This is a genomic window from Sphingobacterium sp. UBA7855 (genome assembly GCA_002500745.1).
In the GTDB taxonomy this organism is placed as follows: Bacteria; Bacteroidota; Bacteroidia; order Sphingobacteriales; family Sphingobacteriaceae; genus Sphingobacterium.
In genome coordinates this window covers 180658-206395 of record DLST01000010.1, presented here as the reverse complement: position 1 = coordinate 206395, position 25738 = coordinate 180658, and the positions used below count along the sequence as shown (strand labels likewise).

The following is a 25738-nucleotide window of genomic DNA, read 5'->3' as shown; positions in this document are numbered from 1 at the left end:
TTTCTTAAAAACAAATCTAACTGTCAATATGCAGATAGCAGCAATGATAGGGTAATGTATTAGATAACATGAAAAATATAGGCTGCCCAAACTTTTTTGGACAGCCCATTTCCACTTGCTATTAAGCTGCTTAGCTTTTATTGTTTAATTCTCAGTATATTTTACCACATAGCTTTTGGTTTGCCCCCTATAAACGCAATCAACTTGAGCGTAACCTGTCGACGAAGTGGCTTGGTTCACTTTAATCTTAACTTCAGGATTATCAGCAGTCGCTTTTACCAGAGGCATATTTTTACCCTTTGCTTTCATCGGAAAGGAAACTTCATAAACATGATAACCGATAATACCGTTCTCATTCGTAGATCGTACAGGGATGGATGGTAAAGCTAGTTTGGTCCCATTTACTGTAATGGTGACCGAAGGTGGTATTGGACGTTCAATTTTTTTGTCTTTTGAACTAAATCCGAGGCCTATAAAATCGAAAAGCGGCTTTCCTTCCTCACCCTCAGCAACCAAAAATAACGCGTGTTTACCGTCCAATTGATCTACAAATTTGGATACGTCGACGGTGAATTGCTTGACTTCTGCCACAGAATTCGCTGGAACAGAAATTTGGGCAATTCGCTTACCTTTCCAGGTTTCGTTATCCCACGGGCCATCTAACCACACGTTGACCTTAAATGCAGCTTTTGTTTTTGGGGTAATAAACACATTAAAAGCAGTTTGATTTCCAATTTTAGTCCCCTCAAAAGCTTTCAATCCAAACTTATCCTGATCTAAACCTCCAAATCCGAAATATTTAAAACCTGCAATATTTCCGTTTTTCATATTTGTCACCGGCATATGATTATCCCATACATCCCATGAATCCTGTTGCAAACTGATATCAGAAAGGTAGCAAGCATATCCAGCCGAATAATACTGATAGGGATTTAATCCATAAAAATGAAATCCTTCCGATGTCACCTCTGCACCTTTATACTCTTTGCCCTGTTTATCTTTAATAGTCAAATTTTCTTGAAAAGGATCGAACGCTCTTAAGGACACCATTCCACCATCTTTGACACTTTTCTCATCCCAAGATACTTTGATAGGTTCAACCACCGCCTGACGTGCAAAACCAAATCCGCGTGGTGGTCTATGGTAAAATACATACCATTGTCCATTGATCAGTTCGATACTACCATGTGTGTTATGACCGGCATTACTCGTTTCGATAGCAGATCCATCCTTGTTTAACACTGGAGCGCGTGAATCGACTAAAACGCCACCGCTCTTCCATGGTCCTAATGGTGAGTCCGCTACCGCATAACGCAAAGTTGAATTTGAACTTCCTACACCATATTCCGGGCCGGAGTAACCACTATATACCGAAACATACTTGTTTCCCACTTTACGAATGGATGATGCTTCGAAAAAATTAAAGGTTCCCAAATCCTCACCTTCGAAAATATGAGGATAGGAAGTTCCTTTTGGATCGCGTAATTCGCCATATCGCGCACTTGCTGGCAATAAATAATTAATCACCTTTGTACCGGGCCTCAACGAATACATTGTTTTCTGATCCAATTGTGCAGCCATCGAGCGTTGGAATCCCCAAAAACCATATGCCCGGAATCCAATCTCAAAATCAGGATCTTGAGGGTCCGTAACGTATTCGATATAAATGGCAGGATCAAATCCTAAGATACTTCCAGGCAAAGTACGCTTGCCATCTTCAGTCAGATTGATAGGTTTAAAGGGTCCATTAGGCCTATCGCCTTTAACAACCATTGCTTCACGGCCCTCACCCCTGCTATGAGGAAACAAGTAGTAATCCTTTTTTCCATCTTTTCGCTTAACCTCTACAAGATCTGGCGCGTACATCACATCCCATTTACCATCGATCGCGTAAGTAAAAATAGCACCCTCATCCCGCCAGCTGCTCAAATTTTCAATAGGAGCTGACCACATTCTAATGTCAGGCCCACAATAACTGCTAAAACGTAAGTCATGGGAACCAATGATGTAAGCACGATATTTCCCGGGCTGGTCGGGATCTTCGAAAACACGGGGTTCGCCATCCGGAAGATGCTCCCATAGCGGTAGGTAAGGATTTCCTATAGACTGGTGCACAAACCCCTTACTAGGATCGTTGAGGTGATTTTGTTGCTGTCCAAGTGCTGTTGATGCTGATAAAATTCCTGTAACGGATAATAAAAATACCATTGTCCGTTTTTTTAAGACAATATTTAGTCCCTTCATAAATTGAGTAAATTAATTTTTTTAAATCGCTGAGTTATCTTGTATGCTGTTGCATTTTTTCTATTGGCTCAAATTACTTTGCGTCACGTTACTATCTTACCTCCCAAATTTCCAGCAATCGAAAAACAGGATATTTGATGGTGCCTTACCTTTAAAAACAAAATATAGATCGTGTAGTCCCGATACTTTATCCGACAGCGCAGTCTCAACTGTAGTCCATCTGTCATCTCCTCCCGTCATGGGCACCTGTATCGTAGCTAACAACGCTCCATCAACCGCTCCAGAGCGTACTTCCATACGGATACCTCCATTATGAGTAGTTCCTACCCGTGCAAGAAAATTACGCGCTCCCTTCGCGCCAAAGTCAACATTCTTCACACAGGTGAAAGCGCCATCTTTTTTTGCCTTTATAAAAACACCCACCTTTTTATTTTGGTATGATTTAACGTGTTCGGACCAAGCGATCGTTTCAGCCTGATGAAGTTCATAGGGATTCACTTTTCCGGTCGCTTGAGTAATTCCGCTCGTCATTTTCATCGGATCTATACTGCCGTCTGGATTAAAATGCAGTTCCTGAACAGCGACAGATCGGGTAAAGCCCCCCCCTCCAGGTAAGGCACCATTATGGTAAAAGAAATAGGTTTTCCCTTTAAAATCGACAACGCCAGGATGATTTGTAAATGCTTTTCCTTCCGCAGGCATGATTATACCCCCGTACTTCCAAGGTCCCTCAGCTTTATCACTTGTGGAATAACCAATAAATTCAGGCAAAGGACCTCCCGGCCAAAAAAGATAATACAAACTATTTCTTTTATACAACCAAGGCCCTTCCTCATAGGTCGTAGGTCGTTTCGGGTCTCCTTCCCTCTTTCCGAACGATGCTGCAGTCATGGGAACCTCAACAATATCACCTTTATAGGAGATCATATCTTCATTCAGCTTAACATATTTCAGCTGGGGATTACCCCAATACATATGAGCTTGGCCGTCATAATCAATAAACACTGTAGGGTCGATATCTCCCCATTCGGTTTGCAGTAATGGTTTTCCAAGAGGATCGTAAAATGGTCCCAATGGGCTATCTCCGACAGCAACGCCAATCGCACCTCGATTGTTCACTTTGGAAATGACAGGTACATAAAGATAAAATTTACCATTTTTTTCAACACATTGGGCCGCCCAAGCATCCCCTTTTGCCCATTCAAAATCTGTATAAGAAAGAATTGCACCATGATCGGTCCAATTTACCATATCATCGGTTGAATACACACGCCAATTGTTCATGTTAAACCAGGTGGATTCTTCTTCATCTTGTGTAGTATATAGATAAAGTCGGTTGTTATACACCAGAGGGGCGGGATCCGCAGTATAAGCAGTCTGCACAATGGGGTTTTGTGCCCTTAATTTACCCACCATAACGAAGAATAGGAGCAAAAATCCGAATTGGGATTGTGTAAAAAAACGTTTCATCATATCATCTTAATTTGTCAAATGGAAATAATCAAAATCTACATAACCACCAGCGGCTTTAGCTGCATAGTTGAATAGTCCAAACCGATAGCCCATAAAATGAGGAATGGTATAACTCATTTTTAACTCATTGCCTATCCTGTTCCAATTGCGCCCATCGGTACTATAAAAAAATTGAGCGAGATCTCTTTTGTTTGTAAAGTCACAGCTTGCTTTAAGATAGATGCGCTGCTGTTTGAGGCCAACCGTAGCCACCTCTTGCGGTACGCCTGTCGTCGCTTTGATCATCACCAATGATTTTGTATTTCCTTCCATACGGACACCAACTAACCCATAATTTTTTTGCAATAGCGATAGGCCTGCAAAATCACCATCTTTCATGTTAGCAACCTCTATAGCAATAGCGGCACTGCAAGTCGGCCCGACGGTACGCTGGGTAAGGGTGTTTTTGGCCGAAAGAAAATCATCGGTAAGATCGCGAGTATGCATTCTCAGAAAGCCCGTTCGCGCTGTGACAGACCATAGATTATTATCTGGATTATGGTTCCACTGCCACACCAGAGGAAGAGGCTTATCTCCAGGTTTCCGGTCAAAATCATCCGAGTTAACGATTCCGGGAATTAAACTTTTATTCACAGGAAGATTTAAGGTAGCCGGCACTTTTCCGCCGATACCGAGCACAGGCCACCCATCTTCCCATGTGACAGGGACCAAAAATGGAATACGTCCTACAGCGCCATAATCCTGAAACAGATAAGCATACCATTTGCCGTCGGGCATATCAATCAGCCCCCCTTGGGCCACACCTTGATCCTGCAAAACCACTTTCCCTTCATACGGACCTTCCAGTTGACTTGCCCGATGGACAATCACCGTGCGCATTCCTCCAGCGGGCCATGAAATATTAAAAAGGTAATAAAAGCCATTGATCTTAAACATTTGGGACCCCTCAGCAGGCAGCCCCACTTTACCTTCTTTAGGCTTAGCAGGTAAAGAAGCATCATCTATTAACACGCGTTCTGTCCCAGCTTTAATGCCTGAAAAGTCGGGCGACAATTCAGCAATATGGATCCGTCCGCTACCCCAAATCATATAATTTTTTCCGTGGTCAATGAATAAACTATGATCATGCATCATTGGACTAAACTCGGTAGAAACCCAATTTCCTTCCTCAATATCTGCCGTGCGATAGACATGTGTTTTACCTGTATTGGAAGAAAATGTACTTACATAGTACTGTCCATCATGAAAGCGTAAACTGCTTGCCCAAGAGCCGTGCCCATACGCATTCTTCTGATTCGACAAATTGAGTTCATCCTGATCTCCAAGGCGATCATACACATAATTAACCAAAGTCCAATTGACGAGATCTTTGGATTTCATTATCGGAACCCCGGGGCTCATGTGCATGGTGGTGCTGCTCATGTAATAGGTATCACCAACGCGTATCATGGACATATCGGGTACATCGGCAAAGATGATTGGATTACGGGCTTGCTGCGCTAATGAATCCAAAAACAGGATCATAAAGCCACAGACAAAAGCACTAATTTTAATTCTTAACATAATAAAATAATTAAATGGTCACAGGAATTCAGTAAGCCGTAAAAGTGTAGTATTCCCCGGGTACGGTCAGCACGTCGTATTCGTAATAGTGTGGTAATTTAATTCCTTTCAGATGCGATTCAGCTGACTGGATAGGTTTTGGTGTTCGTATTGAAGCAAGAAGAGTATTGCTCAGATGACCTTTTGCGAGTTGAATTCCAAACCCTTCCAATGCCGAAGCTGTACGAAGCCGCAACATGCCACCTAAAGCAGAAAATATCCTGACTTCCTTTATCGTTCCTTTTTTCCACTGCATTTCAATTTCAAATCCCCCACGTGCGTTTATGCCTTTTACCCATCCGTCGCCCCATCGATCGGGAATCGCTGGCAGAAGATGAACAGCACCATCGTGACTTTGGATCAGCATTTCTGCCACACCTGCTGTTAGCCCAAAATTACCATCTATCTGAAATGGGGGATGTGCTGTAAAAAGATTAGGATAGGTACGTCCCTCTGGATGTTTTTCATCAGAAAGGGTCAGCATATTTTTTATAATTTCGTACGCATGGTTTCCATCCAAAAGACGGGCCCATAAGTTTATTTTCCAGCCGATCGACCATCCTGTTGCGAAATCCCCGCGATAAATCAATGAATTACGCGCTGCTTCAAACAATTCAGGTGTATCAAAAGGTGAAATTTGGTTCCCTGGAAATAAGCCATATAGGTGTGAAATATGCCGATGTTGATTTTGGGGATCATCCACATCTTCCATCCATTCTTGTAGCTGGTTATATCGACCGATATGCATCGGTGGAATGCGGCGAGCCGTATTTAGCAATGTATCCCTGTAGCTAGAATCGATACCCAGCACGTCTGCAGCCAAAGCGGTCCGAGTGAGCATGTCATAACACAGCTGGTTATCCATCGTCACCCCTGCAGCGAGTGGGCCTTGTTCGGGCGAAATTGAAGGGCTCAAAACAAGCCATTGCTGATCTGGATATCCACGATGTACTATAAGTGTAGACAAAAGAAAATCACAAGCGCCCTTCATAGTGGGGTAATATTGCTTTAAAAAAAAACGATCTCCCGTAAAAAGGTAATGCTCCCATACGTGTTGCGACAACCACAGCCCCCCACTGGGCCACATTCCAGCTGCCGCAAAATCAATAGGACTCGTCACACGCCAAATATCTGTATTATGGTGAGCTACCCAACCAGAAGCATTGTACATTGTTTTCGCCGTTTCTCTTCCACTTTCACTGAGTTCTTTAATCATAGAAAATAATGGCTGAAGCGTTCCTGAAAGGTTAGTTACATTCGCAGGCCAATAGTTCATTTCCGTGTTGATATTGATTGTATATTTACTATCCCAAGCGGGCTGCATGGAGCGGTTCCAGATGCCTTGTAGGTTAGCAGGTTGGCCACCTGGCTGCGAAGAACAGATAAGCAAATATCGACCGAATTGAGCCAATAGGGTCACTAGCGCTGGATCCTGCGTACGGGCAAAATTTGCAATTCGTGTTGAAATAGGCTGTTGCTGTTCATTGTTGACGCTGCCCAAATGCAGTTGAAAACGGTTGAACTGCTTATTGTAAGTGGCTTTATGCTGCTGAAAAGCGAGCTGATAATCCTTACTCATTGCCTTTCGCAACCTTTCCGTGGCCTCCTTGAAGGGATCCGATCCCAACTGTTTATAATTTTTGAAATTACTAGCAATTGAAATATAAAGACGAATGGAAGTAGCATCCTTTATAGTAATCGATTGGTCCTCAACAACTAGCGCTCCATCCGTAAGGTTGACGCCCGTATGGATCTGATAAACAACCTCTCCTTTAACCCCCTCATGATCAGTTCCTCGTCCTTCTAAAACCAGCTGATCACCGCTTTTAAAAATAATATGCTTCGACTCATTCTCATACGTCATGGTACAGTTGAGTTTTCCTTTCTTGCTCGACCGGATCTGCATTACGATCACATCATCAGCAAAGGAAGTGAAAACCTCCCTGGTATATGTTACCCCATCTACTGTATAATGAGAACGCGCTACAGCGTGCTCAATATCCAGTTCACGATAATAGTCCTGATAGTTGTCATGCCCCGGGAATCGCAACAGTATGTTACCGGCAGTTTGATAAGGCATGCCATGGGTCTTTGTAAAGAAAGTTTCATTTGCAAGCTTTTCAGCTTCAGCTGACTTCCCGTCAAATATATAATCCTGAATAGTTTTTAATGTCCTACCGCCTTTGGGGTTATCGTTCCGATAAGGGCTACCCGCCCAGATAGTTTCCTCATTAAGCTGCATACGTTCGCACGATGGGATTCCATAAAATATCGTACCCAACCGACCATTTCCTAGCGGTAAGGCCTGCTCCCATATTCGTTCATCAGCCGGCCGATCATACCATAGGGTTAAAGCCGACCGCTTTTGCGCAAACAAAAGTGTAGTATGCAATGTTATGATTCCAATGAATGTGATAATATGCTTCCAAATAAGGCTTTTAATCATTTCTCTTCATCCTATTTTTTACCGTTTCTGTCCTAAACAACCAATTTATCCATGTTAAACCCAGCTCGGCAAAATGTGTACTGGTTTATTGCTAATTAAAAAGTGTTTATTTTTTATCCTTAAATATTAATTGCGAAACATTATACAGGTCATTTTTCCACACATTGAAATCATGTCCTCCAGGCTCCAGATAATAAATATGAGGCACCCCATGTTGCGAAAGGTAATCATGCGTACGTTTACTAATATCAAGCAAGCCGTCCTGGTCGCCACAGGATATCCAAAGTAGTTTTAGCTTTTCCTTCGCATCTTGCGGATTCGGGAGCAACTCTTGAGGCATCTTCGTATTGGGCGCAGAGGAAAAGCCTCCTACCCAGGCGAATGTATCGAGATGAGCCAGTCCAAAATTCAGCGCCTGACCGCCCCCCATCGATAACCCAAAAATCGCACGGTGTTCGCGATCTTTGATAACGGGAAACTGATTTTCAACATACGGAATAAGGTCATTGAGAAGATCTTGTTCAAAAGTCGAAAACGCTGCAACCCGATCAGGTGCCATCACATTACCACCAGCACGGTCATCCTGCATAGCGCGGCCATTCGGCATAATAACCAGCATCGGTTCCATCTTTCCCTCGGCATATAGGTTATCAAAAATAACCTGCGGGTTTCCATGTCTGAACCATTCCCTTTCATCTCCACCTATTCCATGCAGCAAGTACACTACAGGATATTTTTTAGTAGCATGATATCCAGGCGGCGTATAGATTAAAGCTTTTCTCGTTACCCCAACAGTTTTTGAAGGATAAACTAGGGAATCTATTTTTCCAGTTGAGGCCAATGCTCGCTCAAGATCAAATCCTTGTGGAGCAGCCTGCTGCGCTTGAGCGATTAAGCTGACAGAGAAAACGCACCATAGTGTGCAGATTATCTTTTTCATAATATAATTGATTTAAACCTCTTTCCTTTTAAGTACACGTAACGCCGCTGCTACTATCGCGTCTGCATTCAGGCCATATTTGTCCATCAATGCACTCGGTGGCCCCGATTCACCGAAGCTATCGTTCACAGCCACATATTCCTGCGGCCTCGGCATTTTCTTCGTCAGCAATTGTGCGACACTATCGCCAAGTCCACCGATACGGTTATGTTCTTCAGCGGTAACGACACAGCCCGTCTTAGCGACAGAAGTCAGTACCGCTTTTTCGTCTAGGGGTTTGATGGTATGAATATTAATGATTTCGGCATCAATACCCAATTTTTCCAACTCTTCTCCCGCACGGATGGCTTCCCACACTAGATGCCCTGTCGCCAATATAGTCACTGCGGTGCCTGGATTCAGCATCACGGCTTCACCAATCACAAATTCCTGATCTTCGGGTGTAAAAACCGGCACCACGGGACGACCAAATCGCAGGTAAACTGGTCCCTTGTGTTTAGCAGCAGCTAGTGTCGCGGCCTTCGTCTGGTTATAATCGCAAGGATTGATAACAGTCATTCCAGGAAGCATTTTCATCAATCCGATATCTTCCAATATCTGATGGGTCGCTCCATCTTCACCCAACGTCAGACCAGCATGCGAAGCTGCTATTTTTACGTTTTTATCCGAATAAGCAATGGATTGCCGAATTTGATCGTATACTCGCCCAGTCGAAAAATTAGCGAATGTTCCTGTGAAAGGTATTTTTCCACCGATGGTAAGTCCAGCTGCGATTCCCATCATATTTGCCTCTGCAATCCCAATCTGAAAAAAGCGCTCAGGAAAGGCTTTGATAAAATCGTTCATTTTTAGCGAACCAATCAGGTCGGCACATAGTGCGACCACATTTTCGTCCTGCTTCCCTGCTTCAAGCAAACCGGCACCAAATCCCGAACGCGTGTCTTTTGACTCTGTATATGTATATTTTTTCATGATAATCTATTTCAAAATCCGCTGAGTATTAAGCGATATAATCCCCCAATGTTTCTGCATTCTGATTTAAGGCCAAGCTTAGTTGCTCATCGCTGGGAGCAATACCATGCCATTTATGTGAACCCATCATAAAGTCGACACCATTACCCATTTCCGTATGTAGCAACACCATTACTGGCATGCCTAAGCTAGTTGAAGCTTGAGCTTTTCGAAGTCCCGATATCACCGATTCAATATCATTTCCTCGCATAATTTCAATAACGGTCCAGCCAAATGCCATCCATTTTCGCGGTAGATCGCCCAGCGAGAGCACATCGTTGGTAGCGCCATCAATCTGAGCACCATTGTAATCAACAATGGCAATCAAATTGTCCATTTTGTTGTGTGCGGCATACATAGCCGCTTCCCATACTTGGCCTTCCTGTAATTCGCCATCCCCCATCAATACATACACTAAATGATTGTCATGGTTTAACTTTTTAGCCTGTGCAGCACCAATAGCGACAGAAAGCCCCTGTCCTAAAGACCCTGAAGCAACACGAATACCAGGAAGTCCTTCATGCGTCGTAGGATGTCCCTGAAGGCGTGAATTGAGTTTTCTGAAGGTGGAGAGTTCATCGACCGGAAAATAATCTGCCCGAGCAAGAACACTGTAAAACACCGGAGATATATGTCCATTGGAAAGGAAAAATAGATCCTCTCCAATACCGTCCAAGTCAAAATGGTCGTTTCGCTGCATCAACTCAAAGTATAAGCACACCAACAATTCGGTACAACCCAACGATCCTCCGGGATGTCCTGACTGGCACGCATGCACCATCCGGATTATATCTCTCCGTACTTGTTTGACAATAGCTTCTAAATTATGTATACTATGTTTTGTCATGACCATCTCAATTGTTACTTTGCGCAGCAACGCGTTTATGATCAGCTAAAAATTGAGCTAGTCCACTATCCGTTAACGGGTGTTTTAACAGTGAAAAGATCGCCTGCAAGGGCCCTGTCATCACATCGGCACCTATTTTTGCACAGCCCAGAATATGCGCACTGTGGCGTACCGAAGCTGCTAGAATCTGGGTTGGGAAATCGTAATTGTCAAATATCGTCCGTATCTCGCGGATCAGTGCCAGCCCATCAACTGATATATCATCCAGTCTGCCCACGAAAGGCGATACATAGGTTGCTCCGGCTTTAGCGGCTAAGAGCGCCTGACCAGCGGAAAATACCAAGGTACAGTTGGTCTTAATTCCCTTGGTACTGAAATATTTGATCGCTTTAATACCATCTTCGGTCATCGGAACCTTAACCACAATCTTATTGTCTAGAGCCGCCAGGAGCATACCCTCTTTAATCATCGAACTGTAATCAGTTGAGATCACTTCAGCACTTACATCACCGTCTACAATATCACAGATAGCTTTGTAATGTGCGTGAACATGAATCGTTCCTGCAATTCCCTCTTTTGCCATCAGCGAAGGATTGGTCGTTACTCCATCTAGGACACCTAAATTCTGAGCCAAGCGAATCTCACTGAGACTTGCTGTATCGATAAAAAATTTCATTTTTTTTTAGTTGATTAGTTTTTGTATTCGCTAGCTCTCTAGCGATTGGTTATAAAACAAAACTATAGTTTTCAGCTAGATAGGATTGCAACAAATAAAAAAAAGAAGGGTAAAAATGTTTAAAAAAGCATACCCTTCTAAAAAAATGATCTAAAACGACCTTTTAAACAACTATTATATACCGCTCACACAGACGCGCTTTTCTGCGATTGAATATATTCACTCGGTGTCATTTGATATTTAGCTTTGAAGACTTTTGTAAAATAGTTTGGATTGGCAAATCCTGTTTCATAGGCAATTTCAGAAATGGACTTATCACTTTTTTCTAACAAGCTCGCAGCCTTTTCTAATTTTACTGAACGGATAAAATCTACGGGTGACATCCCCGTAAGTTCCAATAATTTGTTATACAGGGAAGCTCTGCTCATCAACGTATGGGCACTTAGCGCTTCCACCGATAATTGTGGATTGTCAACATTATCATGGACATACTTGAGTACTTTTTGTAAGAATTTATCCTTTTCGGATTCTATGGTGACTTCTGGAGCCAAAATAGATACCTGTTTACTATAGACTTCCTTGAACGCCTGATTTAGCTGCAACAAGCTGTTAACCTTGGCGACTAGTACATCCATATCAAACGGCTTAGTCAGGTAACCGACTGCTCCCGACTCAAGGCCACAGACAAGTCCATTATCGACATGTGAAGCGGTTAGTAAAACGACCGGGATATGTTTTGTCCGTTTATCCTGAGCAAGCTTTTGCGAAAATTCCATACCATTCATATAAGGCATCTGTACATCGCTCACCACAAGATCGGGATGATGAAAAAGCGCCTTTTGCCAGCCGTCCTTCCCGTCAGTAGCCTCAATGATCTGGTAATGTTCTTTTAAGGATTCGGAGAGATAATACCTAAAATCTTCATCATCTTCAATAATCAGTACTAGAGGGCTCTGTCTAAGTTCACCAGGCTGTACCGTCGTTATCGCTTCACAATCTGGCACCTCTTCATATTGCGGTTCAGCCTGCTCCAACCACAGATCAAATTTAAAGACACTGCCACTGCCCTGTTGGCTGTCTACAGAAATCTCCCCATCGTACATCTGAACAAATGATTGGGCAATCGATAGCCCAATTCCAGAACCTTGACTTGCCACTTTACCCTCATTATCGTATTGGAAAAAGCTTTCAAATATGGACTTTTGAAACTCCTCCGGAACTCCGATACCTGTGTCACGAACTTCAAGATTGACATGAAGCTTTTTATCGACCATATTTGCCATTGTTATACTCACGGCGATATCCCCACCCTTTTTTGTAAATTTAAAGGCATTATAGATCAAATTAAATAAAATACGTTCAATCTTATTGCGGTCAAAACGGCAATACAATTTTTCCTGACAGGGAATAAAGGAATAGTCTATACCTTTTTGTAAAGCCATGTCCTGAAAGGAGCGGTATACTTCCTGTACAAATGACACCAATTCACCATCTTCGTCCTGCAATTTTAGCTCATGGTATTCCATTTTACGAAAATCGAGTAACTGATTGACCAAATTCAGTAACCGGCGGGCATTACGGCTGATCAAATTAAGCTGATCGCCCAGTTTAGCATCTTTACTTTTGGCCAATAACGCATCGATGGGCCCCATGATTAAAGAGATTGGGGTACGAAATTCATGACTCAAATTGGTCAAAAACCTGATCTTCATCGCATCCAACTGATGTTTGGTTTCAGCATCTCTTTTTTGCTGTTCAATAAGCTGCCTCGCCTGAATACGTTCCTGCTCAAGCGCAAATTTTTGCTTTAACTTTTGAATTCCTCGATGCCTGATAGACAAAAGTACTCCAGCAAAAGCAATTACATAAAATAAATAAGCATAAATTGTACGCCAAAAAGGTGGTGCAACGTGAATAGCTATCGATTTAATTTCCCTGTTCCAAATACCATCATTGTTACTTGCACGTACCTCAAAGACATAATCACCAGGATCTAAATTCGTGTAATAGGCGCTGTTTTCCTTTCCGTTTCGAATCCAGTTTTTGTCAAAACCGACAAGGCGGTACTCATATTGGTTCTCTTCCGGCACCGTGAGATTCAATGCAGCAAAAGAAATTGAAAAATTCTGCTTATACTTCAGATTGATACGATCTGCGGTCAAGAGCGATTGTTGTATTGGACCTTTGTCTGAAGGTTGAATAATCACATTGTCAATTTTTAGATTCGTTAGTGCCACCCTGGCAGGATTACTATTCGTTTTTAAATGAGCAGGATAAAAATGGTTAAACCCCTTCTGACCGCCAAAGTAAATTTCTCCATCATCTGTTTTCAACGATGCTCCAAGCATAAAAGCCCCTTCTTGTAATCCTACGGCATTTGAATAGTTTTTAAACTTATTATTTGCCGGAGAGTAACAACTCAATCCTTTATTTGTCGAAAACCAAATGCGCCCCATATCGTCTTCAATAATACTTTGGATCGCACCATTCACTAAACCATCTTTCTCGGAAAGAGTCTCAAACAATGTCTTCCCTTTTCGCAGTAAACCCACTCCATTTCCATTTGTTCCAACCCACAAATTCCCTTTTTTATCGGTGTGCACAGCTAATATATAATTGCTTGGAAGCTTACTTTTTGCTTTATCATACGTTACAGTATATTGTTTAATGGGGTCGTACATCACTAGACCCGAGCCATACGTACCTATCCACATGTTATGTTCTTGATCTTCCGACAGCGCACGTATAAAATTCCCTGGCAACTCCACCCCATTATCTGACGGCTCCTCTCGCCTGTATTTTTTGACAATCCCACTTCCCTTTTGGATGATGTTTACACCACCTCCATTTGTGCCAACCCAGGTGTTTCCCTCGAAGTCAACTTTTAAACAAAAGATATCGTTATTATTTAAGTTATCTGTCCTATTGCCAACGGTGTACCGTTTGACATTTCCAGAAGTGAAATTATAACAAATAACCCCTTGCTGGTAAGTACCGATCCAAAGTTGATCGAGCTTTCTTTCCAAGGCTAGTACCGTAAGATCTTTAGGCAGGCTAGCAGAAAGTGCAAAAGGTGATAATCGATCAGCTGTTCGATCATATTTCCAAATGCCACCACCATCAACTCCCAAATAGATCTTATTTTGATAGGAAGCAAACGAGGTTACGATGGCCGGATCGCCATTCCTTCCTTCCAAAAAGTCAAGGCTTTTTAAACTAAACTGACTTAAATTGGTATCAAACTTATTTAAGCCACCCTGAAAAGTACCAATCCAATAGATCCCGCTGCTATCCATACAAATCGACCGTATCGACTTATGAGAAAGGCTATGGACATTACTTGGGTCGGGCTTGAAGGTTCGAACGGTAAAATTATTGGTATGCAATACATCCAGACCATTATCCGTTCCGATCCATAATTCCTGCTTTTGATTGTAGCATAAGGTATAAACTCGGGGGCTGCTCAACGCTCCTTTTCCGACCTCCGATTTAAATTTCTTGAATTCAGTATCTCCAGGCGTCAAATATTTAAGTCCTAGCATAGATCCCATCCAAATCCTGCCTATATCATCTTCCGCAATGGAAGTAATATCAATACCATTTCCGTAACCATCCTGTTCCGAAAGCACCTCAAAACGCTTTATGGTCTTTAAGTTTGCTGATATACGGTATATTGCGTTCTCCGATGATACCCACATATTGTTATGTCTATCCCGGAATACGCAGCCCGTTACTTTACCGGCAAACGTTTCTAAAATGTACCTATAGGTGGGATCCATCTTCTTTTGTAGATCATTTACATCTAAAACATATAAAGCGCCATAAGAAGCAATCCAAATATTTCCATTCGCATCCTGGTCAATCGAATTGATTGCAGTACTCACCCATTTACCATCAGGTGTAAGATTATAGGAACGAATCCGGTCGGCTTCCCGATCATAATAACTCAATCCACCACCATTCGTACCGATCCATATCCGCCCCTTTCTGTCTTCCTTTAACGCCGAAATATGGTTAGCCATTAAACTATTCTCTTTATTGGCGTCATACCGGTAGACAGTGTAATGACGGCCGTCGAAGCGATTAAGTCCATCCTCTGTTCCCAACCAAAGAAAACCATAACTGTCGCGATAGATACTATAGATTGTATTGGAAGAAAGGCCATCCTTCGAATAATAGCGTTGAAAGGTTACGGGTTGGTTTTGCCCATAAGAAAAAAACGTCAACAACAGCCAAGTAAATAACAGTAATGTCCGTATCATATATTTAGGTGTGTAATCTGCAGCACAGAAAATCGATGCTCAACTGTCAACTAAATTATCAAATTAATACCTATTAAACTAGTCAAAACGATTATTTATGCTGTGTAGATGGCAATTTTTGACATTATTTCCCTTCATTTAAACATTCTTGCTATCCAAAAAATTTAACATTGGCTAGCTTTGATTTACAATTATAAACTGATTTGAAAGGCATCTCCTATTATTGGAAATTGCATCTCAATGATGCAACCGGTTGCGAAACAGTTATAATAGAGAATTTAACCAATTATAGTATACAATTTATGACAGTACCAGATGATCCTTGACTGTCCCCTCATTTCTATCAATATGAGTTAAGGGGATAGGGATACAAAAGTATCAAGCCAATTAAAGAAAATTTAACCAATAATTCTTCAACCTATTATCAATCCAAAAATGCGATGATGATTATATATAAAATCACACGAGTAAGGCGTTGGAAAAAGCTATGGGGTATAGCTAAGCCATTCACTTTACTGCTTTTCCTACTTTACGTGGGGCAGGCAACACTCTTTGCACAGGCCAAAAGACAGATAAAGGGCATTGTCGTCGATAGTAACCATAAAAAAGTGAGCGGTGCATCCATTCGGGTAAAAGGCACATCGCTGGCCACGGCTACTGATGATAATGGAGCTTTTACAATCCAGGTCCCGGCAGATAATACTTTGTTGACTGTTTCTAAGCTAGGATATGCCAAAATAGAAGTCGATATCCACAATAAAAACACCATTGAAGTACAGTTAACCGATCAGTCAATCGAAATCGAAGAAACGGTAGTTGTCGGGTACGGTCGTCAGAAAAAGGAAACCGTTGTAGGAGCTATTGCACAGACTTCCGGTAAAATTCTTGAGCGCGCAGGAGGTGTTTCCAGCGTAGGTGCCGCACTTACAGGCAATCTACCAGGCGTAATTACCACTGCAAGTACAGGTATGCCTGGCGAAGAGGATCCTCGTATTGTGATCCGCGGCCGTAGTACGTGGAATAATACCGACCCTTTAGTGATGGTCGATGGTGTGGAAAGACCGTTATCCGCGGTGGATATTAGCTCTATTGAAACAATCTCTGTCCTCAAAGATGCCTCGGCAACTGCTGTCTATGGTGTTAGAGGGGCAAACGGCGTTATTTTAATCACCACTAAGCGGGGTATAGAAGGACAAATGATGATACGGGGTACCGTCAACAACATTGTAAAGACCGTTTCCCAGCTTCCAGGCAAAATGGATTCTTATGATGCATTGATGCTACGGAACAAGGTAATAGAGTATGAATTGGGTATCAATCCTACAAGTTGGGCCAACTATTCACCGCAGGATATTATCAATAAATACCGCTTTCCTGCTGACCAAACTGAACGAGAGCGCTATGTCAATACCAATTGGGCGAAAGAACTCTTTAAAAGCCAAGCATTTTCGCAAAACAGCAGTGTAAATATTGCCGGCGGCACCCCTTTTGTCAAATACTTTGCTAACGCGGATTACCTCTATGAAGGCGATATGTTCCGCCAGTTTGAAAATGCGAGGGGTTATAAAACGGGCTATGGTTTCAACCGCCTTAATGTGCGCTCGAATCTGGATTTCCAGCTAACGCCAACGACAAAATTTTCAACAAATCTAGCGGGCTCCCGTGGTGTCCGAAAAAGTCCATTTGGCGGCGGAAATCATTATTCATATTGGATTGCAGCGTACACCGTAGCGCCGGATGCTATTTATCCGCGCTATTCAGATGGCACATGGGGATATAATGCACTAAACCCGAATGCCGGCATAAACTCTGCCCGTGTGCTGGCCATCAGTGGAACGGAGTATACGACAACAAGTCGCATTACGAGCGATTTTACGCTCGAACAAGATCTTAAATTTTTAGCAAAAGGACTAAATGTACGTGGAACGCTGTCACTGGACAATACTTTCGTTGAAGGTAATCGCGGTATCAACGACGCGAATAACAATACCCAAACCAAGTGGATAAATCCCGAAACCGGACTTCCGACTTACCAGATCACTTCTGACGCTACCAATAGATTTGATTTTGTCGAAGGTATTGACTGGACCACAGGAGGCGGTGTTGTCGATAACAGACTTACTTATCGAAGATTATTCTACCAATTACAACTGAATTACGCAACTACAATTGCTCAAAACCACAATATTTCGGCGATGGGATTAGTCAACCGCAATCAATACGGAACAGGAAACACCGTTCCTTCCTACCGGGAAGACTGGGTATTCCGTACCACCTACAACTATAAAAACAAATATATGCTCGAATATAACGGTGCATATACTGGTTCAGAAAAATTCGCACCTGAAAATAGATTTGCTTTTTTTAACTCAGGGGGTATTGGCTGGTTGGTTTCAGAAGAAGAATTTTTAAAACCATTATCCTTTTTAAGTATGTTAAAGCTGCGTGGTTCTTATGGAGATATTGGTGACGACAGTGGTGGTGGGCAATTTCTCTATCTTACCCAATGGGCTTATGGCGGTACTTCAGGAATGGGTGTAGACGGTCGTTTTTCCTACTCCGACGGGAACACCAGCCCATATATATGGTATAAAGAAAATATTCTTGGAAATCCAAATATCCGCTGGGAAAAAGTAAAGAAGCTAAACTTCGGTGTAGATTATGGACTTTTCAATGGCCAGATTTCCGGAAAGGTAGATTTCTTCAAGGATCATAGGACGAATGTACTTATCACCGGCAGCGGGCGGTCAATTCCATCCTATTTCGGTGTTGAGGCCCCAACGGCCAACCTCGGGGAGGTAGAAAACAAAGGCTATGAAGTCGAACTGAAATTTAATAAGCAACTCAATCTTGATTGGCGGATATGGGCTGATATCAATTTTACCCACGCTAAGGATAAAGTCATCAATGCTGATGCAGCTGAATTGCTACCCGAATATCAGAAACCAGATAACAAACAGGTAAATCAAACCTATTCCTATGTGAGCTCAGGATATTACAATACATGGGACGAACTTTATGGCAGCACCATTCACGAAAGCAATGACCTTGCAAAGCTTCCCGGCAATTATCACATCTTGGATTATAACGGTGATGGTATTATCGACGCCAAGGATAATATACCTTATGCCTTTCCTTCGGTTCCCCAAAATACCTACAATTTGACAATTGGGTTTGACTGGAAGAATTTCAGTATTATGACGCAGTGGTATGCTGTCAATAATGTCACCCGCCAAGTTGTCTTCAACAGTTTTGCAGGACAGCTTAATCTGGCCTACGATGAGGGCTCCTATTGGTCAAAGGATAATATCAATGCCGATGTGCCACTGCCGCGCTGGTTATCGCAACCAAGCGGTTATAACACCGGCAACAGGTATATGTTTGATGGCTCATACATTCGATTAAAGACCGCTGAAATAGCCTACAATTTTAATCGTGAATCGAGCGTAATCAAACGCATGGGCCTACAGAATTTGCGCCTATTCCTAAACGGAAACAATTTGATCTTCTGGTCGAAAATGCCCGATGATCGAGAATCCAATTATGCCGGTACAGGCTGGGCATCTCAAGGAGCATATCCTACCGTAAAACGGTTTAATCTAGGTGCAAACATTACTTTTTAAAGCAATTAGACAGATGAAAAAATATTTCAAGGTAATTTTTATAACGGGTGTGCTGTGGTCATCCACATCCTTACTTTCCTGCAATAAATATCTAGATAAAGAAGAGCAGTCCAACGTATCATCCAAAGAAGCATTCAAAAATTTTATAAACTTTCAGGGGTATACCGAAGAGCTGTATAACTGTGTAGTTAATTTCAGTAACAACTACTGGACCAACTCTTGGAACTGGGGCGAGGACGAAATAACTTCCACAGCAAACAATTTTCATTTCGTAAACAAAATAGACGAAGGTAATTTTTGGGGTTGGCAAAGAGACTTTGATGGTTGGGGAGCCGGTTGGATGGATCAGGGCGATTTTACTACCAGAAATGACGATGTATTCGCCAACCGCGCCTTCCGCGATTTATGGAGCGCCGCATGGTTTGGGCTTCGCAAAATAAGCTTAGGCTTAGAAAATATAGATAAACTGACCGAAGCAACACAAGAAGAAAGGGATCTGATCAAGGGGCAATTGTTATTTTTCCGAGGTTGGTTTCACCATCGACTAATGGAATATTTTGGCGGTATGCCGTACATTAATTATGTACTTCCTAGCGACGAAAAGCTTCGACTACCACGACTGAGCTATCAGGCCTGTGCGGATCTTGCCGCAGCCGATTTTAGAGAAGCGGCCGACCTTTTGCCAATTGATTGGGATAATACAACCGCTGGAAAACGTACACTGGGTAAAAATCAGCTGCGCATCAATAAAATTATGGCGCTGGCCTACCTTGGTAAGAACTACCTTTGGGCAGGAAGTCCCTTAATGAACTTTCAGTCAACAGGAAGTAAGACCTATCACGCAGATTATTGTAAAAAAGCGGCTCAAGCTTTTGGTGAATTGCTCTCGCTTGTCGAAAGCGGCCAGACAGGTTATGCGCTGGTACCACTAGCCAATATCCATTTAAACTTCTATACAACGGGACAAAACTGGGCGATGCCAGGAAGTACAGAGGCAATCTTCAGGGGACCTTATATTGATGCCTGGGTATCTAATTGGGGGACCAGCAAACAGTACATCCCTTTAGAGGTTGGCGACGGCGACCTGAAGTTCAATCCGACCGCAAATTATGTCGACTACTATGGCATGAAAAGTGGCTTACCGATCAAGGACATTACCGAGTCCGACTCGGAATCGGGATATAATGCCGAATACCCTTGGAAAGATCGGGATCCACGCTTTTATAAGGACATTATTTTTGACGGCACAAAGGTCGTTCAGGGAAACATGTCCGCGTCAGAAGAGAAAAACCGCAATGCCAATCTATACACAGGCGGAAGCTATCGAGATACCCGTACTGGCAGTCAGACAGGCTATGTCTTACGCAAATTTATCCCTTTGACAGCCAATAAATATGATCAAGCTTATAGTTACGGAACCACGCTTCATATTTACGTCCCTTACATGCGCCTTTCCGATGTTTATTTGATGTATGCAGAAGCAGCCATGATGGCATCTAATTCGGCCACCGGCAAAGCAGACAATTATGGTAAAACCGCTGTCGACGCAATCAATATTGTACGCGACCGGGCTGGCGTGGGACATGTGAACAGTAAGTTTCTTGGCTCTGCCGAATCCCTGCTTCCCGAGTTACGCCGCGAACGCGCTGTCGAACTTTCTTTCGAAGGGCACCGATTTAATGATCTGCGCCGCTGGTTGTTGCTGACAGAAGCTCCATATACCTTAAAAAAAGCGGTTTTCTTTGATCGAGCAGGCGTATTTAACAACCAAGATCCATCTCAAAATCGTGTTGTCAATATTCAAGAGAATATCATTTTGGAACGCAAATTCACGAGCAAACACTACTGGTTGCCACTAAAAGTCAGAGATGTCAGTATGTATCCCGAGTTCTATCAGAACCCAGGCTGGTAACAAGTTTCATTTAATCATTCAAAAAATGAAGTACAAAAAATTAACGATAGCACTATGTCTTGGATTAAGCTGGATCGCCACCACTGAAGGAATGGCCAAAGCATCGCATGATCCAAACGTAATAACAGATAGAAATATATTCCGTGAATTGTTGAGAGCCGCAGTTTCAGACAGTAGCGGCACAGATAGTACATCAATTGTACAAGTCGCATTCCGCAAAGTTCATAAAAATGATCTCATCGGCAATGTTCAAACCATCAACATTCCTCAATTGCTCGATAAGAGCTATAATACCTATAGTCTAGAAAATCTCGATGCATTTATTCCAGGTTATAATGGAAATATTTGGGGAATGAGCGGTTATCTGGTCTTAGTGGATGGATTTCCGCGCGATGCCAACAATGTGATGCCCACAGAAATCGAGCAGATCAGTGTGCTAAAAGGAGTCAATGCCATTGCACTTTATGGGAGCCGGGCGGCCAAAGGCGTCATCAGCATTAGCACAAAACGTGGAATGGCCGGGGGCCAGAAGATCAAAATCAGGGCGAATGCTGGTATCAACGCTGCGATAAGCTATCCGCAATACCTGGGCTCAGCAGAATATATGACATTGTATAACGAAGCCCGACAAAATGATGGATTAACACCGCTTTATAGCGCTGAAACGATCTATCAACACGCAGCTGGAACAAATCCCTTTCGCTACCCTAACGTCGATTACTATTCATCGGACTATATTAAAGATCATTACAACCGCTACGATGCGACCGCCGAAATATCAGGGGGCAACCAGCGGGCGCAATACTATACCAACTTTGGATTCTGGTCAGAAGGAGCTATGCTCAATTTTGGACAAGCGAAGAAAAATGGTGGTGCCAATAGATTTAATATGCGCGGTAATATAGATGTCAAAGTCAGTGACCTCATCTCATTAAATGTAGATGCAGCAGCCAGTTTCTATGTTTCAAAAGGAGTAAACGCGAACTATTGGGATGCAGCAGCGACCATACGCCCACATCGCTTCTCCCCCCTCATTCCGATTGATATGATTGAAGAAGGAGATATCAACTCGATGATCTATGTCAACAACAGTAATTTTCTTGTCGATGGCAAATATCTCCTGGGGGGAAGTCAGCTCGACCAAACCAATGCTTTTGCAAATATTTATGCCGGTGGCACAAATCGTTATCTCAACCGGCAGTTTCAATTTAATACGGGTTTGAATTTTGACTTGAAAAATATACTGCAAGGCCTAGTTTTTAAAACTAACCTCGCCGTGGACTATCAGTCAAATTACAATCAGTCCTACAACAACAATTATGCAGTATATCAGGCATCATGGAATAACTACGATGGAAAAGATCGAATCAGTAGCCTCACAAAATATGGCGATGACCGCATTTCAGGTATCCAGAATATCAGTGGTAGTACCTATCGGCAGACCATAGGACTCAATGGCTCCCTGAACTTTAATCGCACCTACAATAGCAATCACCATGTTTCGGCAATCCTTTTGGCCAATGCGTTTCAGATCGCTGCCTCCGGCAGCTATCATAAAGTCAGCAATGCTAACCTAGGGCTACAATTAGGCTACAACTATTCAAGCAAATATTATGTTGACTTTAGTAGCGCTTACAGCCACTCTGCAAAATTACCACAGGGAAACAGGCAAGCCCTATCGCCTACACTGGCACTTGCCTGGCGTTTGTCTAAAGAAAACTTCCTCGCCAACAATAGAATCGTCAACGAGTTAAGATTGTCTGCTTCAGCAGGTATTCTAAACACCGATCTGGACATTAGCGATTATTACCTTTATCAAGGCTATTATACCTACAACGACGGAGCTTGGTATAGCTGGGCAGATGGTGCATTGGTGCACTCTTTTGACCGACGAAGAGGCGACAATCCAAACATGAAGTTTCCAAAACGCAAGGAATTTAATGTCGCCCTGGAAGGGGGGCTTTACGATAACCTGATCACGTTCAGTACCGCTTACTTTTTTAATCGTATGAGCGGCGGTTTGGTACAGGCCACAACCCAATATCCCATGTATTTCATGACCGGTTGGCCCGTTTACTCGGATCTTCCTTATATCAATTATAACATTGACGAACGTCGGGGAATTGACTTTGGCATCAATCTGAACAAACAGATCAACCAAACGTTTGTATCGCTGGGTTTCAATGGCATGTATTATACAACAAAAGCAGTCAAAAGGGACGAACTCTATCAGTTTAGCTATCAAAATAGAGCCGGAAAACCGCTAGACGCCATTTGGGGCTTACAGCACGACGGTTTTTATATGAGCCAGTCCGATATTGACAATTCGGCCTTCTCCTCCTTTGGTGAAGTAAAGCCCGGTGATATAAAGTATAAAGATCAAAATGGAGACGGCACCATTGATACACGAGACGAAGTATATTTGGGCAAAGGTGGATGGGCGGGGTCGCCACTTACACTCGGACTGAACCTAACAGTGAAATGGAACAACTTAACCTTATTTGCAGCTGCTACAGGCCAGTTCGGTGCTAAGGCCATGAAAAACAGTTCGTATTTTTGGGTGGATGCAGAGGATAAATATTCGGTGGCCGTGCGTGACCGTTGGACCGAGTCGACCAAAGAGACTGCAACTTACCCACGCCTAACCACATTTAACAGCGACAATAACTTTCGAAGCTCAGACTTTTGGCTTTATAAGAACGATCGTATCAATTTGTCCAAAGTGCAGCTTTCCTATGATTTTCCCAAACATATACTCACCTCCAAATTTATCCACGAACTGGGAATTTATGCCAATGGATCCAATCTGTTGATGATTGCAAAGGAAAAAGAAACCATGCAATTGAATATTGGACAAGCGCCCCAAACCCGATTTTTCAACGTCGGCCTTAAGGCTTTATTTTAATCATGAATAGTTAAAAAGAGAATGATGAAAAAAATACTAATGATAGCTATCCTGAGCAGCCTGTTATTTTCTTCCTGCGATGATATGTTTGAGCCTGCTCTAGAGAACAATCTCGAAATTGAAACGGCCAATAGCCGTCCTTTGTATGCCCAGGGACTGCTCCTAAATGGATATAACCGGATTCCGAGCAACAGTTACAGCTTTGACGATGTAGCAACCGACAATGCGGTGAGCAACGACAAGAACAATACTTTTCTAAAAACGGCAACCGGACAGTGGACAAGCATAAACAACCCTTTCGATCAATGGCGCAACAGTTACGCAGCTATCCAATATCTAAATAATTTTCTGTCCTTAACCGATGAAGTAGAATGGGCAATGGAACCAAAAGTCAGCGCCCTATTCAACGACCGGATGAAAGGCGAAGCCTACGGTCTTCGTGCGCTATTTATGTTCCATCTTCTACAAGCACATGCCGGCAAGTCAAATACAGGAGAAATAATGGGCGTACCCATTCGTTTGACTCCCGAGACCGTCAATTCGGATTTCAATCAACCTCGAGCCTCATTTGAAGCCTGTATGCAGCAGTTATACGATGATATAAAAAATGCAGAGGACCTCCTCCCAATGGATTATGAAAATATAACCAGCGATAGCCAAGTTCCAGCCAAATATGCAGGATCTATAAACGCCAATGATTACAATCGCGTATTTGGCGATACTTTTAAACTACGGATGACCAAACGCATCGCACAAGCTATCCGAGCTAGAGCAGCGCTGCTAGCTGCCAGCCCAGCATACAGTGAAGGGAGCAAAACCACTTGGGAACAAGCCGCAAACTATGCGGGACAGGTCATTCAAGCCAAAGGCGGAGCCAGTGGCATAGATCCTAAAGGATTTACCTGGTACAATAAAGACGTAATCGATGGCCTGACCTCTGGATCCAATCCAGCCGAAATTATTTGGCGCACTGACAAAGGAAATAGCAACAGCATGGAACAAGACCATTTTCCGCCCACCTTATTTGGAAGAGGGCGACTCAATCCAACACAGAACCTGGTCGATGCCTTCCCTATGGAGAATGGCTATCCCATTAGCGATGCCAATTCGGCTTACAACACGGCCAACCCTTACGACAAAAGGGATCCCCGATTAAAAACCTATATCATTGTCAATGGAGCAACAGCAGGGGTCAGCAATACAGCGATCAATACAACAGCCAATAGTGCAACAAATGACGGCTTAAACAAAGTGGAAACCTCCACACGGACGGGGTACTACCTGAAAAAGCTCCTGCGTCAGGATGTCAATCTCAATCCATCATCTTCAACCCAGCAAATGCATTTCAACGCTCGTATACGCATGACAGAAATGTATCTAGCCTATGCCGAAGCAGCTAATGAAGCTTGGGGACCTACCGGCATGGGAACCTTTGCGTTCTCTGCCTACGATATCATTAAAGCTATCCGCAGGCGTGCAGGTGTAGGCACCAACAATGGCGATCCATACCTAGAGCAAGTAAAAAACAATAAAGATCAAATGCGGCAGCTGATCCGAAACGAACGCCGACTGGAGCTATGCTTTGAAGGATTTCGCTTTTGGGATCTACGCCGCTGGAAAATGGACATCAATGTCGCCGCCAAGGGAATAAACATCACTAATAATAACTATACCGAAATACCTGTAGAAAATAGAGTCTATGAAAACTATATGAATTACGGTCCAATTCCCTACAGTGAGGTACTTAAATACAGTAATCTTATACAAAATATAGGTTGGAATTAAACTTAACAAGCA

Annotated in this window: 13 protein-coding genes; 4 read left to right on the top strand and 9 right to left on the bottom strand. The window is 42.9% G+C overall.

Features of this window, described 5'->3' with window-relative positions:
* Window positions 1-144: 144 nt before the first annotated feature.
* From B2107_RS07075 to B2107_RS07035, 9 genes are all read right to left on the bottom strand, one after another.
* The gene (locus B2107_RS07075) at window positions 145-2208 is read right to left on the bottom strand and encodes a hypothetical protein (RefSeq protein ID WP_293954444.1); all 2064 of its coding nucleotides are present in this window, start codon (window positions 2206-2208) and stop codon (window positions 145-147) included.
* Window positions 2209-2340: 132 nt separating this feature from the next.
* Window positions 2341-3717, bottom strand: a complete 1377-nt coding sequence (locus B2107_RS07070) for a glycoside hydrolase family 43 protein (RefSeq protein WP_293954442.1) — start codon at window positions 3715-3717, stop codon at window positions 2341-2343.
* A 6-nt stretch (window positions 3718-3723) separates the two neighbouring features.
* The gene (locus tag B2107_RS07065) at window positions 3724-5280 is read right to left on the bottom strand and encodes a glycoside hydrolase 43 family protein (RefSeq protein ID WP_293954440.1); all 1557 of its coding nucleotides are present in this window, start codon (window positions 5278-5280) and stop codon (window positions 3724-3726) included.
* 28 nt (window positions 5281-5308) lie between these two features.
* A complete protein-coding gene (locus B2107_RS07060) occupies window positions 5309-7765 on the bottom strand; it encodes a glycoside hydrolase family 95 protein (RefSeq protein ID WP_293954438.1) in 2457 nt (818 codons plus the stop codon).
* 106 nt (window positions 7766-7871) lie between these two features.
* Complete coding sequence (locus B2107_RS07055) at window positions 7872-8705, bottom strand: alpha/beta hydrolase (RefSeq protein WP_293954436.1); 834 nt, start codon at window positions 8703-8705, stop codon at window positions 7872-7874.
* A 12-nt stretch (window positions 8706-8717) separates the two neighbouring features.
* The gene (locus tag B2107_RS07050; RefSeq protein WP_293954434.1) at window positions 8718-9677 is read right to left on the bottom strand and encodes a transketolase family protein; all 960 of its coding nucleotides are present in this window, start codon (window positions 9675-9677) and stop codon (window positions 8718-8720) included.
* 28 nt (window positions 9678-9705) lie between these two features.
* On the bottom strand, window positions 9706-10563 hold the full coding sequence (locus tag B2107_RS07045) for a transketolase (RefSeq protein ID WP_293954432.1): 858 nt from the start codon (window positions 10561-10563) through the stop codon (window positions 9706-9708).
* 7 nt (window positions 10564-10570) lie between these two features.
* Window positions 10571-11239 (bottom strand): fructose-6-phosphate aldolase, encoded by a 669-nt coding sequence (gene fsa, locus B2107_RS07040; protein WP_293954430.1) that lies wholly within the window; start codon window positions 11237-11239, stop codon window positions 10571-10573.
* 185 nt (window positions 11240-11424) lie between these two features.
* A complete protein-coding gene (locus B2107_RS07035) occupies window positions 11425-15501 on the bottom strand; it encodes a two-component regulator propeller domain-containing protein (protein ID WP_293954428.1) in 4077 nt (1358 codons plus the stop codon).
* A 443-nt stretch (window positions 15502-15944) separates the two neighbouring features.
* Here B2107_RS07035 and B2107_RS07030 point away from each other — a divergent pair, with 443 nt between their 5' ends.
* From B2107_RS07030 to B2107_RS07015, 4 genes are read left to right on the top strand one after another with little or no spacing between them, the layout of a single operon-like run.
* Window positions 15945-19124, top strand: coding sequence for a SusC/RagA family TonB-linked outer membrane protein (locus B2107_RS07030; protein ID WP_293954426.1), 3180 nt, complete (start codon window positions 15945-15947; stop codon window positions 19122-19124).
* 13 nt (window positions 19125-19137) lie between these two features.
* Window positions 19138-21036 (top strand): RagB/SusD family nutrient uptake outer membrane protein, encoded by a 1899-nt coding sequence (locus B2107_RS07025; RefSeq protein ID WP_293954424.1) that lies wholly within the window; start codon window positions 19138-19140, stop codon window positions 21034-21036.
* A gap of 25 nt (window positions 21037-21061) precedes the next feature.
* A complete protein-coding gene (locus B2107_RS07020; RefSeq protein WP_293954422.1) occupies window positions 21062-23941 on the top strand; it encodes a SusC/RagA family TonB-linked outer membrane protein in 2880 nt (959 codons plus the stop codon).
* 24 nt (window positions 23942-23965) lie between these two features.
* Window positions 23966-25726, top strand: coding sequence for a RagB/SusD family nutrient uptake outer membrane protein (locus B2107_RS07015; RefSeq protein ID WP_293954420.1), 1761 nt, complete (start codon window positions 23966-23968; stop codon window positions 25724-25726).
* Window positions 25727-25738 lie beyond the last annotated feature (12 nt).

Bases quoted from the DNA above. Each gene is read 5' to 3' on its own strand.
- B2107_RS07075 (WP_293954444.1), bottom strand. From the start codon at position 2,208: ATGGTATTTTTATTATCCGTTACAGGAATTTTATCAGCATCAACAGCA.
- B2107_RS07070 (WP_293954442.1), bottom strand. From the start codon at position 3,717: ATGATGAAACGTTTTTTTACACAATCCCAATTCGGATTTTTGCTCCTA.
- B2107_RS07065 (WP_293954440.1), bottom strand. From the start codon at position 5,280: ATGTTAAGAATTAAAATTAGTGCTTTTGTCTGTGGCTTTATGATCCTG.
- B2107_RS07060 (WP_293954438.1), bottom strand. From the start codon at position 7,765: ATGATTAAAAGCCTTATTTGGAAGCATATTATCACATTCATTGGAATC.
- B2107_RS07055 (WP_293954436.1), bottom strand. From the start codon at position 8,705: ATGAAAAAGATAATCTGCACACTATGGTGCGTTTTCTCTGTCAGCTTA.
- B2107_RS07050 (WP_293954434.1), bottom strand. From the start codon at position 9,677: ATGAAAAAATATACATATACAGAGTCAAAAGACACGCGTTCGGGATTT.
- B2107_RS07045 (WP_293954432.1), bottom strand. From the start codon at position 10,563: ATGACAAAACATAGTATACATAATTTAGAAGCTATTGTCAAACAAGTA.
- fsa (WP_293954430.1), bottom strand. From the start codon at position 11,239: ATGAAATTTTTTATCGATACAGCAAGTCTCAGTGAGATTCGCTTGGCT.
- B2107_RS07035 (WP_293954428.1), bottom strand. From the start codon at position 15,501: ATGATACGGACATTACTGTTATTTACTTGGCTGTTGTTGACGTTTTTT.
- B2107_RS07030 (WP_293954426.1), top strand. From the start codon at position 15,945: ATGATTATATATAAAATCACACGAGTAAGGCGTTGGAAAAAGCTATGG.
- B2107_RS07025 (WP_293954424.1), top strand. From the start codon at position 19,138: ATGAAAAAATATTTCAAGGTAATTTTTATAACGGGTGTGCTGTGGTCA.
- B2107_RS07020 (WP_293954422.1), top strand. From the start codon at position 21,062: ATGAAGTACAAAAAATTAACGATAGCACTATGTCTTGGATTAAGCTGG.
- B2107_RS07015 (WP_293954420.1), top strand. From the start codon at position 23,966: ATGAAAAAAATACTAATGATAGCTATCCTGAGCAGCCTGTTATTTTCT.